Here is a 14,718-nt window from a genome sequence, read left to right on the forward strand (position 1 = left end):
GCTTGCGGACCGGCTGCTGATTCATGATGAACGGCAGCCGGTTTTTTTTTGACGCGTGGCATCGGCGTCATTTATTCACACTCTTGAGGCAAAGGATCTAGTGTGAACATTTTTTCTGACCCTGAGAGGGTCACAGAACTCTGGCACCCTTTCAGGGTCCGATTCTTAAACCCACGGTTACCGGGGGTCTTCGCTTCGCTGCGACCCCCGGCTACTCTCTCGCAACCCTTCGGGTTGCTTTCACTCATCACTCATCACTCATCACTGTTCTTAAGTTCATGATTCAGCCAAGCCTTGGCCATACGTAATTCCCGCTGCACCGTAGCGCGTGAGACGCCGAGCGCTTCAGCCACTTCTTCATTGCTCAGCCCGCCGAAGAAATGCAGTTCGACGATTTCGCTCTTCCTTTGATCAAGGGTCGCGAGTTGGCTGAGCGCCTCATCGAGCGCCAGCAGGTCCGAAGCCGGCTTGCATGAAACCTCCAGCGCGTCATCGAGCGAAACTTTCGGTCCGCCCTCGCGCTTGGCTCGATGCTGGGCTCTTGCATGATCGACCAGCATGCGCCGCATCAGCCGCGCCGCCACCGCGAAGAAGTGCGCGCGGTCCTGCCAGGAAACCTTCATGTCCACCAGCCGCAGGTAGGCTTCATTCACCAGCGCCGTCGCTTGCAGCGTGTGTTCAGGCCGTTCCGCGCGCATGTAGTGCTGCGCCAAACGCCGCAGCTCGTCGTACACCACGGGCATCAGCGCATCCAGCGCTTGTTGGCTGCCGCCGCGCCACTCAAGCAGCAGTTGGGTGAGATTCGTTAGCGATGGTGAAGACACTGATCGGCTCACGTGCGCATTCTAGTAACGCGTCGAGCGTTCTTCAATGATTAATGCACCTAAGTTAGTAAAGCCGGGTAACGGCCGGCAGGTGACGTCCAAGCGTCGCTTTAATCACACGGCAGCTAATTCTGCAGGCGGAAGTGCTGCTTACAAACTGTGGTGACGCAGCTCTGCTGAAGTTCTTTGACGCGTGGCGGTGACGCCTTCCATGATTTCGCGTGAAGCATCGCCCAAATCAACTCCCTCTCGGCTCGGCCCTGACCATTAGCGTCTGCTTCCGCAGCTCGGCCTCTCCACTGTGCCTGCCACCGTTGCAAACGCTTTTCGATGGCTGCCTGATCAGACGCGGGTCCATGTTTCGAAATAAGGTAGGCGGCAGTGCTGACGATGTCAGGATCATCACTGTCCAGTCGCGTTCGCAAGAGCGCGCCCACCCCATCCGAGAAATACAACTTTGTGAAGTCGGGCAGAATATTGAATTGAAGAGCCGGGCCGACTTTTTCCAATGCCTGCTCCAACAAAGCGAGCCCTTCCGCTTCATTGTGACGCGCGAAGTAGGCGAGAAAGCCGGCTCGTGCTTCAACCGGCAAATCGTCGGAACTTCGATAGATATCCATCAGGTCGGCGTAGATTGACTTGGTTGCGAATCGCGCCGCGAGGGAAGTTTTGTGCTTCATGTGTACCCGACTAAAGTTTGCCTTCGATTTTGAAAGCTCTCGAATTTGATCTACCAGGGCGTCGTCAACTTCCGGCAGGGTCTTATCGGCGAGGCTACTGACTACTTCAAGATCGATGAATGATTTAGGATCGCGAATTTGTGCGATGACGTAAGGACGCGCTTCATCCGGAGCCATTTCAAGCAAGCGCTTCAATGCGGTGTCGTGAACGTTTTTGCTCGAGGCCGCCGTGAAGGCCAGCATCTTCTTGAGCGACGGAACCAGCGAAGCATCGCGCAGCTGTTCCCAGTACATGCGCATGAGGTATTCCTGATCGTACGGGTGCAACGTATCGAATTGGGCCCTCAGGATACGTTGTACTTCCGCCAGAAGTGCGGCCGCGGCTTGCTCGCTCTTTGGCAGATTCATGAGCAGCGTCTTGGCGGTGAACGTTTGGCTCGTGCCACTTCGTTTATTGAGGCTGTTGCCTAACTCGACCAGGTAAGCGTCGCGAATTTCGAGAAACCTTGGGTCCCCGCCATTAATCATCAAACTGCCGCGTGGCATGGCCTTTTGGGCTGACCCAACTCGTTCGAGCAGCAGATGAACTTTCGCAACCACGTTGAGCAAACTGTATGTGACTGGCGTGTCCACATCTCTCATTGCCGCCTGCAACAGTTGCAGGAGCAACGCGCGATTTCTCGCAATGAACAACCCGTGATAAATCTGCGCTGAATAGTTGCCTGAGCGCGATCCCGGCGTCAGGAACCGGCGCACTTTCTCGCGCGTTGAAATGTCCCCGGTCAGATACGCGAGCTGTCGCGCGGCTGCTTCCTCGGCCTGATAGCCACGCGCCGAATCAATCAACTGCGAAATCCGCTTGACCTCCTTTTCTTCCTCGTCGTTCGTCATCGGTACGACATTGAAAGTGAGCGCGTTGGTCGTGAGTGTGAGGGGCACATTCCGTTGCTCGAGCGGTCCGCCGGGAGAAACACGCCCCGTTGTAATCTGGACTGAGTAACGGCCGGGCCGGTCGATGCGAATCGAGTCGTTCAGATAGATGTCGACGACAATCGGTTTCGTCGTGAGCGCCGCGTTCGAGAAGTAATCTCGCATGCCGCGGTTCCCAAGGGACTCCTCGGCCCAACGATACACGCCCGCTTCCGGTGAGATCGTTATCTTGTCCCAGGTCAGGTCGGTGCCGTCGGAAATGATGTCGGTCGAATAGCCTTCGCGCTCAGCCGTTAACTCGAGCATCAGCCGAATAGGTTCGCCGATCCGATAAGTCGTCTTGTCTTCGGGGAATTTGAGAGTGGCGCGAACTCCGGCGCCGTCTTGAGCCGGTGTCCGCCCGGCGCCCAAGAAGTACAGCGCGGCCACGAAGAAGATAATTACAAACTTGGGATACATCACAGGAGGATCTTCCAGGCTTTCGAGTGCAGATGGCGGACTAAGGTTGCTTGTAAACCTCGCCGCCTTTCATGACAAACCGCACGCGACGCAGGGATGAGATGTCGCGAGTCGGATCGCCTTCCACGGCAATCAGATCGGCGAGAAGTCCGCTTTTCACAAAGCCGATCTTATCTTCCATGTGCAGCACGCGCGCATCGACCGATGTCGCGGAACGAATCGCATCCAGCAGCGGCATTCCCCACGCGACCATCGTTTCGATCTCTTTAGCGTTGTCGCCGTGCGCGAAGACGCCAACGTCGCTGCCATTCGCAATCACCACGCCGGATTCGAGTGCCTGTTTAAAGACTCGCTTCTTGTTGTCCATGTTCGCGGCGCTGGCCACCGAAAGTGTCGGACAGAAAGCGATGCCGCGCTCCTTCATCATGCGAAAAAGTTCCGGCGTCAGGCCGTCGCCGTGTTCGATCGTTTCGACGCCCGCGAGAATCGCGCGGCGCGCGCCTTCGGTTGAGCCCGCGTGCGCGGCCACCGGGATACCGGCGCTCCTCGCGACTTCGACGATAAGCTTCAATTCGTCGAGCGTGAAAGTCGCGTGCGCGGCGCCGCCCGCGCCCCAACGATAGTCGGCGTACACCTTGATCCAGTCCGCGCCTTTGCCAATCTGATCGCGTACCACGCGGGTCAGGTTGTCGACACCGTCGGCTTCTTCCGCACCCTGCGGCACGCTCCATTCGGACGCGTAACCTTTCGGACCGTACGTGTTGGTCGCGACAATCGCGCGGGTCGTCACGATCAATCGCGGACCGGGGATAATTCCCTGCTGCACTGCCTGCTTCAGACCAACATCCGCATAGCCCGCGCCTTCAGTTCCAAGATCGCGCAACGTCGTAAAGCCTGCCATCAAACTGCTGCGCAAATGATTTGTCGCGCGGGCCGTACGCAGGCTAAGACTCTCGCGCGCAACCTGATCGTTCCAGGAAGTCTCGCTGTACGGATGGAGCAGCACGTGCGAGTGCGCATCAATTAGCCCGGGCATCAAAGTCATCCCGCGCAGCTCAATCACTTTCGCGCCTGAGGGCGCTTTGATTTCACTCGCCGGACCAACGGCCTCGATCTTTTCGCCGCGCACGAGCACCACCCAACCGGTGTGGAGTTGCGCAGACTCGCCGTCGAAGACTCGCGCCGGCTTTAGCAGATAGACGGTTGGGGTTGGTTTTGAGGCGGAGGATTGAGCGCCCGCTGGAAGGGCCGTCAGAAAGACGAGCAGTAGCAACGCCCAATTCCCGATTAGAGATTGTCGCGTTGGGTTCATGCGCGAGAGCCGAGTTCCTTTGCGTTTAGTGACTCTAGGTCTGTTTGACGTCAACGATCTCGGCGCCAAACGTGCGCTGGACCTGCTGGATGGTTGGATCTGCGGCCGCGGCGCGGCGCGCTTTCTGTTTCGCCTCGCGAGCGTCCGGAGTGACGTTGGTTGAAGCCACCGGGTCGTCCTCAGACTTGATTAAGTAACGAATCGCGACCTCTCTTCCATGAACCTCAGCACAAGTTTCGCGTAAGGCTTTTGCGTTCTCGGGCTTCATCAGCGTGTCCCGATAGTGCTTCGCCTCTGCCGTGAACTCAATGACGAGTTCGTCACCCTCGAGATCAACGCGCAACGAGCTGTTAAGTGCGGCGACCAGCAGGCGACGCCGCTTGTGCTCAAGCTTCGCTTTGACGTTTCCGCAGAACGAGTCGTCGCCGCTCGCGTTCACGGTTGGCCGCTCAGTAGAGGTAGTCATTGCCGGTGCGGTTTCGGTGGCGACGCTGTGCGCCGATGTTTCCGGTCGTGACGACGGCGCCGGCGCCACGCGCGCGGTTTGCAGACTCGCTGTTTCCGCTGGAGGCTTGCCGGTTCGCAATGCTGATTCAAGCGCCGCGATGCGTTCAACGAGATTGCCCAACGGCGCGAGCCGGCGCATCTCCATCAGTTTCACCAGGCCCACTTCGACCTGGTAACGCGGGTTCGCTGCATCTTTCAAAGTGCTTTCTGTTTCCGCGAGCGAATGGAAGAAGCGGACCAGATCTGATTCGGAAAACTGTTCTGCTTGCTGTGCCAGCGCGGCAGCATGAGTCCAAGCTGAATCGAGAATTTTGGGATCGGCTGAAACTTTCACTACCAGCAGATCGCGCAAGTGGGCCAGCACTTCGCGGCAGAAATTTCGCAGGTTGTGCCCCCGCATGACGATGTCGTCGACAATCGCCAGAGCTTCGGCCGGTTTGTTTTCAGCAATGCCGCACATCACGCGCGCGAGCACGTCGGCGCCGGCGAGCCCTAAAGCTTTCTCGACATCTTCAGTGGCGATCTTCTTGCCGGCAAAACTGATCACCTGATCGAAAGCCGATTGCGCGTCACGCATCGAGCCATCACCGGCGCGGGCGATTTCGCGGACCGCTTCATCCGAAATCGAAACCTTTTCCGCGTCGGCAATCAATCGCAGCCGTTCGGCAATCTTGGCCGTGGCAATCGTGCGGAATTCGAAAATCTGGCAGCGCGAAGAAATTGTCTCGGGCACCTTGTGCGCGTCAGTCGTCGCCATGATGAAGACGACACGTGGCGGCGGCTCTTCGACCGTTTTCAGCAGCGCATTGAACGCCGGCCCGGAAAGCATGTGCACTTCGTCAATGATGAAGACTTTGTAGCGGTCACGTGCGGGAGCGATAGCGACGCTGCCGATGATTACGTCGCGCACATTGTCCACGCCCGTGTTCGAGGCGGCGTCGATCTCCAGCACGTCCATCGAACGGCCCTCAGAGATCTCGCGACACGAAGAACAAGCCTTTTCGTCAGTCGTCGGGCACGGCGTCGCCGTCGGGCCTTTTGCTTTGTGACAGTTGAGACCTTTGGCGACCAGTCGCGCAGTGGTCGTCTTTCCCACGCCGCGGGCGCCGGAAAAAAGATACGCGTGATGCAGACGATCGTGCTCCAGAGCATTCTGGAGCGTGCGGGTCAGGACTTCCTGACCCGTCACATCTTCAAATGTTTGTGGCCGCCACTTGCGGGCGATGACTTGATAGGACATTAAGGCTTATCTGGATGCTGTATTTCGATTCAGCTCGGGCTTGGGATATTTCTTCAAAAGCTTCCAGGCAATGATCAGACTGCCGTCAGTATCCTGGCGCACGACTTTGAATGCGACAAGCACGTCGGAAGCCTCAAAAGCAATTGAGCGCAAGACATATGTCGCGCCGACTTCGGGCCGCAAATTCCCTTTATAAGAAATGCCTTCGATCACTGTGCCGGCGCTGCCAAAACGGCGTTGTTCGATGCGGGCATCGGGCTCAGACGACACCGCGGCGTATTTCGCGAGGAAAGTAATGCCGGGAAGCTCTGTCGAGACGTCCTCCAGATTCGCGCCCTCGAGTTTGATGAGCATCCCGTAGTCCGCACCGGCAAAACCAACGGACAAGTTCCCCTGCTGCAAACCAAGGTCAGTCGCTCTGCCGTACTCATTCGACTGACGCGTGAAGGAATAATAGGAGCCACCGCCGCGAATAGTCAGGCCGGATTTGCCGTTGGCGTGCGAGTCATATTTCTCTCGAGGCAGCAGCCGCATTAGTCCGGTGTCCGGCTGAGCAAGAAACTGCGCATACGCCTCGCGGTCCTCAGTCGCCGGCTCGAGCACCCTCAGTTCGAGTTTCCCGAGCTCAGCCCGTTTTGTCTCGAGTTCTTTGAGCAGCTCGGTTCGGGAATCGCCTTGGCTAAAGGCGGACAGGGAGCACGTGACGATGAACAGGGTTGCTGCAATGATTGATTTCATTTCGAAGTCTCCTTCGTATGAAGTGGCCTTAGGAGAGATGCGACGAAAAGTTTAGGTCAGACTCCGGACTTACCCGCAACACACGCTGTCGATGCTACCGTTGCTCCGTTCCCGGCCTGGCGGGGTTCACAAGACGAGCGTTGTGCGGAGCCCGAAGTCTGATAAGAGCATTCTAGATTGCCGATTGCCGATTGTCGAAACGGGGCGGTAGCCCGACCGTGAGGGAGGGCTGTTGAAATCTCAGATCTCAAATTTGAGATCTCATAAATTGCCCTCCCTCATGGTCGGGCTACTGCCCCTCGGCTGAGCCTCACTCACCGGCTAAATCGCGGTTTTGCGATGCGCAATCAGCCGCAGTAACCCATTGATGCCGAGATGCAATAGCAGATACGCGATGATCGCGATCACCAAAGGCATCATCAACGTGTGCCCACCATCTGTCCGAGGACTGGCGACAATGCCGCGAAACGGTTCATAGAGCGGGTCCGTCACTGCCACGATAAATCGCACGAAGCCTGAAGTACTGCGCGCGGCCATCAGCGCTAACAGGAAGCGCAGTCCCAGCAGTGCGTAAACAACGTAAAAGAGGTAATCGACGATCTGCGAGACTCGCGCCAGCCCGCGGGCGCGCTCAACCTCATGCTCATGCTCGACAACTTCATCAACGGCTTTGGCACGAAAGTTCTGAGCCACCTGTTCGACTCTCGCTTCTTCCGGCGGAGCAGTGCGCGCCGCTTGCTCAGCGATCTCAGCTTCCACCTCGCCTTCAACCTGCGCTTTGACCGAGCCGTGCTGTCCGGCACGGCGCGCCTCTTCGAGTGCCAGTTTGTCGTCGTTCATAAAAGGTCCTTCCGGTAAATCAACAAATAAATCGAAGAGGGCTATTGGTCTCTAAAGGGGCGTCGCTGTTGGTAGAGTTTCAGTCGCAGGTTGGCTGGCTCCTCATTTTTTGCCTCGGGGAAGGTTAAAGCCCGGGTCTGCCATTTAATCGCTTCTCTGAAGTTGCGAACTTCAGCATAAGCTGCGGCCAAAGTTTCCAGTGACCCTGGACTTTTCCACGCTGTCAGCTCAGCCCCTTTCAGGGCGTACTGCACCGCCTGTTTTCCATTCCTCAAATCGGCCCGGGGGGAAGTCGCTAGCAGCCAGGCTAAGGAGTTATAGGCCTCGGCATGTTTCGGATCAATCACGATAGCCTTGCGGTAATCTGCTATGGCTCCAGCCGGATCGCCTTTCAATTGTTTGGCGAAGGCACGGTTGAAAATGCCCGAGACATTTCGCGGCTCGAGCTCCAAGCCTTTGGTAAAGTCCTCAATTGCGCGGCTGAGATCGCCGCTGTGTCCCCGAGCGAATCCACGATTGAAGTAAGCCATCGCGAAACGCGAATCGGTTTCAATGGCTTTGTCGAAATCAGCGATGGCCTTTTGGAAGTCTCGTCGGTCGAGCCAGATGTGACCGCGATTGTTGTAAGCCGATGCGTATCTGGGATCGATCTCGATCGCTTTGGTGTAGTCGGCGATGGATCCGTCAAGATCGCCTTTCGCTTTTTTCGCGATGGCGCGATTGTAAAAAGCTTTCGCCAGCCGCGGATCGATCTCAATGGCACGCGTGAGGTCGGCGAGTGCGCCATCGAAATCACCGAGGTCGTTGCGAGTCGCGCCGCGATTGTTGTAGGCCATCGCGTACTGCGGATCGACTTCAATAGCTTTGGTGAACTCCGCGATCGCACCGGCGCGATCACCTTTGGCGTGAAGCGCTTTGCCGCTTTCGTTAAAGTTGACCGCAGCCGGCGCTTGGGCGTGAGCCCCACCCGCAAAAACCATCAGAAGCAGGACAAGTTTGATTGATCGCATGGTGCGTTTGCGAAGCTTGCGTGTTGGGGTTGACCTATTAGGTGCCGTTGAATCCCGCCCTCATCCGTTTCACATAGGCCCCGGAGAACTTGCTCATCGCTTTGGCCGCTGCCAGCACCCGATTCGCTTCCGCCAAAGTTGGGCCGGCATAAACGGCCATCAAGCGGGTGTTTGGCCGCGTGTTGGTGTAATACAAAGTCCCCGGTTCAACGCAACGCGAAGCGAAAACTTTACGGTCAGGAAAAAGCGTTTGCGCGGCCAGACGTTCCGCTTCCGGAATATGGGCGTCGCAATTTTCATCGGACGCGTTCATGCTTTTAAGCACGACGGCGTAGAACAACTCGGTTTCCCAGATGACTGCATTCTGCGGCACGCGAAACTGCAAGTCGTGCGGTTCGAAGGTGGCCTGCGAAGGACACGCAGCGTTGGGATTGCCGCAGACCGTCAGTCGCTTCGTCGTTCTCCGCTGCGCGTCAACGGCAGAAACGAAAATCAAGACGGCGGTCGCCGCGGTGATGACTGTCAGGAATACTTTAGATTTGATCATGGAATTCACCACAGAATCAGAGGTCAGAGATCAGATGTCAGAGATCAGACGTCAGACATCAGAGGTCAGAGGTCAGAGGTCAGAAAGCCGACGCCAGCATCAGAGCGCTGGAAATGTTTAATCGTCAAGGTAAAGAGTTGGTCGCGCGCCCCAGTCTGATCTGACGTCTGACATCTGATCTCTGACCTCTGACCTCTGATGTCTGACTTCTGACCTCTGATGTCTGACGTCTGATCTCTGACCTCTGTTGTTATGGCGGAAAGGGTGGGATTCGAACCCACGGTACGTTGCCGCACACAGCATTTCCAGTGCTGCCAGTTAAGCCACTCCTGCACCTTTCCCCGGAAACTGACATCAGATGTCAGAGATCAGAGATCAGATTTTGCTCGACCGACTTCTGATCTCTTGATTGAGCGCTGAAGGTGATTTTTCTGACCTCTGATCTCTGACATCTGACTTCTGCATTTCTGGCGGAGAGGGTGGGATTCGAACCCACGGTGGGCGTTAACCCACTCCGGTTTTCGAGACCGGTGCACTAATCCACTATGCGACCTCTCCGCGCGAACAAACAGATGTCAGACGTCAGAGATCAGATGTCAGAATCTGCCTCGATTAACAAGTTTCCATCTGACGTCGGATGTCTGACTTCCGACCTCTGACGTCTGTCTCTAAAGAACTCTTGCATCAGCGCGCGGCACTCTGCTTCCAAAACCCCGCGCACCACTTCGACTCGATGATTCAGATGATCGGAGTCGCAGATCTGGAAGTGGGAATCGACTGCGCCGGCTCTTTCGTCCGGTGCGCCGTAAACCAACAGCGGCACCCGCGCTTGAATCAAAGCGCCCGCGCACATCGCGCACGGTTCGATCGTCGAGTAAACCACCGCCTTCGCCAACCGGTAGTTGCCGAATTTCCGCGCGGCTTCACGCAACGCGACAATCTCAGCATGGGCCGTCGGATCGCAATCCGTGCGCGTGCGGTTTCCGGCAACGGCGTGCAGTTCTCCGTCGATGACGATGCAGGCTCCAATCGGCACCTCGCCGGCGGCTTCTGCTTCGCGCGCCGCCCGAATCGCTTCGCTCATCCAGCGCTCGTGCGCGGCTCGCGCTTCGACACTCACTTCTTCTGCTACGACTGAAAACATCGCTTCAAACAGCAAGGCCCAACTATACTCATTTCATGTTATTATCTTCAAGGCTTCCGCGGACGCTCCCAAACCGCACGTTCTCAGCCTAAGATGCCGACGACTACTGAGCCAACCCAACGAACTACCGGCGCGCGCACAGACAGCATTCACGAATCGCAGATTACTTCGCGAATCCCGTCACGACCGTCGGGCGGTGTCCGTGATCCGTCGCTGGCCGTGCCGGGCGAACGGCCCGCGGGTCGCTTGCGGCCGGTGTCAGTCGATTCATCGCATGAGACAGTGACGCCGGATCGGCAGAAAGTAAACCCGGTAGATCCGGCCAAACGAATGTCGTCAGCAGAAGTCACCACCGCGATGGTGCACTTCTACCGGGGAGAGATTCAGCGCTCGAACACCTGGCGCAACCGGCTGGATACGACGACGAATTGGGCAGTGTTGACGGCCGGCGGCGCACTCTCGTTCGCTTTCAGCTCGCCGAACAATCCGCATTTCATCATTCCGATCATTTCGATTCTGGTGGCGATCTTTCTTTTGATGGAAGCGCGTCGCTATCGTTATTACGAAATTTGGGCCAGCCGCGTCCGCGTCCTGGAAACCGGGTATTACGCGCCAATGCTGGCGCCCGACAACGTCCCGCGCGATCAAGAGTGGGCTTCCCACCTGGCGGCGGATTTACTGACCCCGCATTTCACGATCAGCGTCTGGGAAGCGATCGGCCGGCGCTTGCGCCGAAACTACATCTGGCTGTTCGCGCTGTTGGCGTTGAGCTGGAACCTGAAGGTTTATCTGCATCCGGTTTCGGCCCACACATTTGATGAGTTCCTGTTCCGCGCGCAAGTGGGTTTGATTCCCGGATGGATCGTTTTCCTCATCGGGTTCCTTTTCAACACGGCTTTATTCATTGGCGCAGTCGGCACCGTCAAGCTGCGCGAAGCGACTGGCGAAGTTCTGCCGCGTCACGAGTTTTCGCTGCATCCGTTGCAACGCATGAGCAGTTGGACACGCGCCGCCACGTCAGTCCCAAAAGCCACGGTCCGCCGTGCGAAACGCGCGCGCCAGCGAATGCGCGGCACCACCGGCGAGCACAAGAAGATCGATATTACGCGTACGCCCGATCGCCGGATTCACACCACCGACACTCCTGACCGGGTGAAATCAAAGCAGTAAACCGCGAGCCGTCAGCAGTCGCGCAGAACTGCTTATCGCTCACTGCTTACTGCACGAATATGATCGAACTTGACGGCCAAAGACTGTCGCTCGCTGAAGTGTCGGCGGTGGCGCGAGCTACAGAAACGGTTGCCCTCGCCTCGAAAGCACGCCAGCGAATCGAACAGTCCCGCCTCGTGGTCGAAAAAATCATCGCCGAAAATCGCACGGTGTATGGCATCAACACCGGCTTTGGAAAATTGTCCGACATTCGTATCGACCCGTCGCAGATTCGCGAGCTCCAACTGAATCTGGTGCGCAGTCATGCGTGCGGACTCGGCAATCCACTTTCAATTGAAGAAGCGCGCGCGATGTTACTGCTGCGCGCTAACGTGCTGGCGCTGGGGTTCAGTGGCTGTCGACCGATCGTCGTCGAGACGCTGGTCGAAATGTTGAATCGCGGCGTCACCCCCGTAATCCCCGAGAAAGGATCGGTTGGTGCGAGTGGCGATCTCGCGCCCCTGGCTCATCTCGCTTTGACCGCTATCGGCGAGGGCGAAGCATTCCACGAAGGTGAGCGCATGGGGAGCTCCGATGCTTTGAAGCGCGCGGGGATCGCATCACTACAACTCGAGGCGAAGGAAGGACTCGCGCTGTTGAATGGGACGCAGGCGATGGCGGCGGTGGGCGGACTCGCGCTGCATCATGCAGCTCGGTTGACGCGTCTAGCCGATGTCGCCGGCGCGATGTCTTTGGAAGCTTTGAAAGGAACGCCCGTCGCATTCGATAAACGAATTCATGCGGCGCGTCCCCACCGCGGACAAACCGAAGTTGCGGCGCACCTGCGAGAACTGCTGCGCGACAGTGAGATTCGCGAGTCGCACGTGGAAAACGATCCACGCGTGCAGGATGCTTATTCGCTGCGCTGCATGCCGCAGGTACACGGCGCGGTTCGTGACGCGCTCGCGCACGTGCGCGACATTGTCGAAACAGAAACCGGCAGCGCGACGGACAACCCGCTGGTGTTCACCGATACGGGCGAAGTTCTTTCCGGCGGCAACTTTCACGGTGCGCCCGTCGCGATGGCGTTAGATTACGCGGCCATAGCGCTGACGGATTTGATGAGCATCACCGAACGACGCATCGATCACCTGGTGAATCCCTTGACGAACGAAGACCTGCCTCCGTTTCTGACAACTCAACCAGGCGTCGGCTCAGGTTTCATGATGCTGCAGATTGTCGCCGCTTCGCTGTTGAGTGAAGCGAAAGTGCTCGCGCACCCGGCCAGCATCGACAACATCCCAACGGACGGCGGCAAAGAAGATCACGTTTCGATGGGCATGACCGGCGCGACCAAGCTGCGAGCGATCGTGGAACTGGCAGAGAGAATCGTAGCAATTGAACTGATCACCGCGGCCGAAGGTTTGGAACACCGCCAGCCTTTGCGGCCGGGTAGCGGCGCGCGCGCAGCCTATGACATTGTGCGCAAACATGTGACGAGGCTCACCGCCGACCGGTCTATGTCGGCGGACATTCAAGCGATTGCGGACGCTACGCGAACTGCTGAATTCGACACCCTCCTTTGAGATGACGATAAGAAACATTCGAGCGCCGCGCGGCGCCAAACTCAACTGTAAAGGCTGGCATCAGGAAGCTGCTTTGCGCTGCCTGATGAACAACCTGGACCGCGAAGTCGCCGAGAAACCCGACGACCTGATCGTTTACGGCGGCACAGGCAAAGCCGCGCGCAACTGGGAATCGTTTGACGCAATTGTGCGGTCGCTTCATGAATTAGAGAGCGACGAAACGCTCCTCGTGCAATCGGGCAAACCCGTAGGCATCTTTCGCACACACGAATATGCGCCGCGCGTTCTGATTGCGAATTCGAACCTGGTCGGTGCGTGGGCCAACTGGGATTATTTTCATGAACTCGAACGCAAAGGCCTGATGATGTACGGGCAGATGACCGCGGGCAGTTGGATCTACATCGGCACGCAGGGCATTGTGCAGGGAACGTTTGAAACGTTCGCGTCGATGGCCGACAAGCATTTCGGCGGCGACTTGCGCGGCAGGCTTCTGTTGTCAGGTGGATTAGGCGGCATGGGTGGCGCGCAGCCACTCGCCGCGACTCTAAACGGCGCGGTCTTTCTTGGCATCGAAGTCGATCCGGCCCGCATTGAGCGTCGCGTGCTCAACGGGTATTGCGACCGCATGGCGCAGGATTTGGATGAAGCGCTCGATATTTGTGAAGACGCGCGGCAACAGAACCGCGCTGTGTCAGTTGGCCTTGTTGGCAATTGTGCAGAACTTTTACCGGAGATTGTTCGCCGGGGCGTGAAGATTGACGCAGTCACCGATCAAACCAGCGCGCACGATCCTTTGAACGGATATGTTCCGGCGGGCGTGTTGATGGAAGACGCCAGCGAACTGCGACGCACGAATCCTAAATCGTACGTTCAGCGCTCCATGGAATCGATGGCGCGTCATGTCGAAGCGATGCTGGCGCTGAAACGCGCGGGCGCGGTGGCCTTCGATTATGGAAACAACATTCGCAAAATGGCGTTCGAAGCCGGCGCGAAAGACGCTTTCGAGATTCCCGGCTTCGTGCCTGAATACATTCGCCCGTTGTTCTGTGAAGGCAAAGGCCCTTTCCGCTGGGTCGCTCTGTCCGGTGAAGCGGAAGACATTCGCAAGACCGACGATCTTGCGCTCGAACTTTTTCCGGACGATCAGACTTTGAATCGCTGGCTGCGGTTGTCGCGCGATCGAGTGCAGTTTCAGGGGCTTCCTTCGCGCATCTGCTGGCTCGGCTACGGCGAGCGTGCGGAGATGGGCGAAGCGATTAACGAACTGGTAAAGCGTGGCGATTTGAAAGCTCCGATTGCGATTGGGCGTGATCATCTCGACACCGGATCAGTGGCGTCTCCGTTTCGCGAAACTGAGGGAATGAAAGACGGCTCAGACGCGGTCGCTGATTGGCCGATTCTGAACGCACTGCTGAACACGGCGAGCGGCGCCAGCTGGGTTTCATTTCACCACGGCGGGGGTGTCGGCATAGGCTATTCGCTGCACGCCGGCCAGGTCTCAGTTGCCGACGGAACGGATGAAGCCGCGAAGCGTCTGAACCGCGTGCTCACCAACGATCCCGGCCTCGGGGTCGCTCGTCATGTCGACGCAGGTTATGAAGAAGCCGCGGATACGGCGCGCGAAAAGGGCGTGAAAATTCCGATGAGATTACCTGTAAAAGGAAAGTTCTAATTGACCTAACCAGTCTTGCTGTCTATACTGCGCGCAAAAAAGGCCCAGATCGTGGGCGCCGGTGAGCCTCAATCTTTCAA

General features: G+C 57.5%; 12 protein-coding genes, 2 tRNA genes and 1 other RNA gene. 3 read left to right on the forward strand and 12 right to left on the reverse strand.

Annotated elements, in window-relative coordinates; genetic code table 11:
* Positions 1-254 precede the first annotated feature (254 nt).
* The 12 genes from VFX97_08200 to tadA form a co-directional block, all read right to left on the reverse strand.
* Positions 255-824, reverse strand: coding sequence for a sigma-70 family RNA polymerase sigma factor (locus tag VFX97_08200; GenBank protein HEX5703165.1), 570 nt, complete (start codon positions 822-824; stop codon positions 255-257).
* A gap of 125 nt (positions 825-949) precedes the next feature.
* Positions 950-2,893 (reverse strand): hypothetical protein, encoded by a 1,944-nt coding sequence (locus VFX97_08205; protein HEX5703166.1) that lies wholly within the window; start codon positions 2,891-2,893, stop codon positions 950-952.
* A gap of 40 nt (positions 2,894-2,933) precedes the next feature.
* A complete protein-coding gene (locus VFX97_08210) occupies positions 2,934-4,205 on the reverse strand; it encodes an amidohydrolase family protein (GenBank protein ID HEX5703167.1) in 1,272 nt (423 codons plus the stop codon).
* 34 nt (positions 4,206-4,239) lie between these two features.
* Entirely contained in the window at positions 4,240-5,952 is a 1,713-nt protein-coding gene (dnaX, locus tag VFX97_08215) for a DNA polymerase III subunit gamma/tau (GenBank protein HEX5703168.1), read from the reverse strand.
* 6 nt (positions 5,953-5,958) lie between these two features.
* On the reverse strand, positions 5,959-6,690 hold the full coding sequence (locus VFX97_08220; GenBank protein HEX5703169.1) for a hypothetical protein: 732 nt from the start codon (positions 6,688-6,690) through the stop codon (positions 5,959-5,961).
* A gap of 58 nt (positions 6,691-6,748) precedes the next feature.
* Positions 6,749-6,847, reverse strand: an RNA gene (gene ffs / locus VFX97_08225) — signal recognition particle sRNA small type.
* Between the two features lie 164 nt (positions 6,848-7,011).
* On the reverse strand, positions 7,012-7,530 hold the full coding sequence (locus VFX97_08230) for a YggT family protein (GenBank protein ID HEX5703170.1): 519 nt from the start codon (positions 7,528-7,530) through the stop codon (positions 7,012-7,014).
* 41 nt (positions 7,531-7,571) lie between these two features.
* Positions 7,572-8,540, reverse strand: a complete 969-nt coding sequence (locus tag VFX97_08235; GenBank protein HEX5703171.1) for a tetratricopeptide repeat protein — start codon at positions 8,538-8,540, stop codon at positions 7,572-7,574.
* A 37-nt stretch (positions 8,541-8,577) separates the two neighbouring features.
* Entirely contained in the window at positions 8,578-9,087 is a 510-nt protein-coding gene (locus tag VFX97_08240) for a hypothetical protein (protein ID HEX5703172.1), read from the reverse strand.
* 253 nt (positions 9,088-9,340) lie between these two features.
* A tRNA-Ser gene (locus VFX97_08245) sits at positions 9,341-9,428 on the reverse strand.
* 127 nt (positions 9,429-9,555) lie between these two features.
* A tRNA-Ser gene (locus VFX97_08250) sits at positions 9,556-9,645 on the reverse strand.
* 31 nt (positions 9,646-9,676) lie between these two features.
* Positions 9,677-10,231 carry a tRNA adenosine(34) deaminase TadA gene (tadA, locus tag VFX97_08255; GenBank protein HEX5703173.1) on the reverse strand — a complete coding sequence of 185 codons (555 nt, stop codon included), beginning with the start codon at positions 10,229-10,231 and terminating at the stop codon, positions 9,677-9,679.
* Between the two features lie 93 nt (positions 10,232-10,324).
* On the opposite strand from tadA, the gene VFX97_08260 reads away from it, so the two are divergent.
* Genes VFX97_08260 through hutU form a run of 3 tightly spaced genes read left to right on the forward strand, consistent with a single transcriptional unit; the run spans position 10,325 to position 14,638 of the window.
* Positions 10,325-11,401 (forward strand): DUF2270 domain-containing protein, encoded by a 1,077-nt coding sequence (locus VFX97_08260; protein HEX5703174.1) that lies wholly within the window; start codon positions 10,325-10,327, stop codon positions 11,399-11,401.
* A gap of 59 nt (positions 11,402-11,460) precedes the next feature.
* A complete protein-coding gene (gene hutH / locus VFX97_08265) occupies positions 11,461-12,966 on the forward strand; it encodes a histidine ammonia-lyase (protein HEX5703175.1) in 1,506 nt (501 codons plus the stop codon).
* Position 12,967: 1 nt separating this feature from the next.
* Positions 12,968-14,638, forward strand: coding sequence for a urocanate hydratase (hutU, locus tag VFX97_08270; protein HEX5703176.1), 1,671 nt, complete (start codon positions 12,968-12,970; stop codon positions 14,636-14,638).
* Positions 14,639-14,718: the final 80 nt, after the last annotated feature.

It is taken from the genome of Pyrinomonadaceae bacterium (genome assembly GCA_036277115.1).
In the GTDB taxonomy this organism is placed as follows: domain Bacteria; phylum Acidobacteriota; class Blastocatellia; order Pyrinomonadales; family Pyrinomonadaceae; genus UBA11740.

Bases quoted from the DNA above. Each gene is read 5' to 3' on its own strand.
- VFX97_08235 (HEX5703171.1), bottom strand. From the start codon at position 8,540: ATGCGATCAATCAAACTTGTCCTGCTTCTGATGGTTTTTGCGGGTGGG.
- VFX97_08260 (HEX5703174.1), top strand. From the start codon at position 10,325: ATGCCGACGACTACTGAGCCAACCCAACGAACTACCGGCGCGCGCACA.
- VFX97_08205 (HEX5703166.1), bottom strand. From the start codon at position 2,893: ATGTATCCCAAGTTTGTAATTATCTTCTTCGTGGCCGCGCTGTACTTC.
- VFX97_08220 (HEX5703169.1), bottom strand. From the start codon at position 6,690: ATGAAATCAATCATTGCAGCAACCCTGTTCATCGTCACGTGCTCCCTG.
- tadA (HEX5703173.1), bottom strand. From the start codon at position 10,231: ATGTTTTCAGTCGTAGCAGAAGAAGTGAGTGTCGAAGCGCGAGCCGCG.
- hutU (HEX5703176.1), top strand. From the start codon at position 12,968: ATGACGATAAGAAACATTCGAGCGCCGCGCGGCGCCAAACTCAACTGT.
- hutH (HEX5703175.1), top strand. From the start codon at position 11,461: ATGATCGAACTTGACGGCCAAAGACTGTCGCTCGCTGAAGTGTCGGCG.
- VFX97_08240 (HEX5703172.1), bottom strand. From the start codon at position 9,087: ATGATCAAATCTAAAGTATTCCTGACAGTCATCACCGCGGCGACCGCC.
- VFX97_08230 (HEX5703170.1), bottom strand. From the start codon at position 7,530: ATGAACGACGACAAACTGGCACTCGAAGAGGCGCGCCGTGCCGGACAG.
- VFX97_08210 (HEX5703167.1), bottom strand. From the start codon at position 4,205: ATGAACCCAACGCGACAATCTCTAATCGGGAATTGGGCGTTGCTACTG.
- dnaX (HEX5703168.1), bottom strand. From the start codon at position 5,952: ATGTCCTATCAAGTCATCGCCCGCAAGTGGCGGCCACAAACATTTGAA.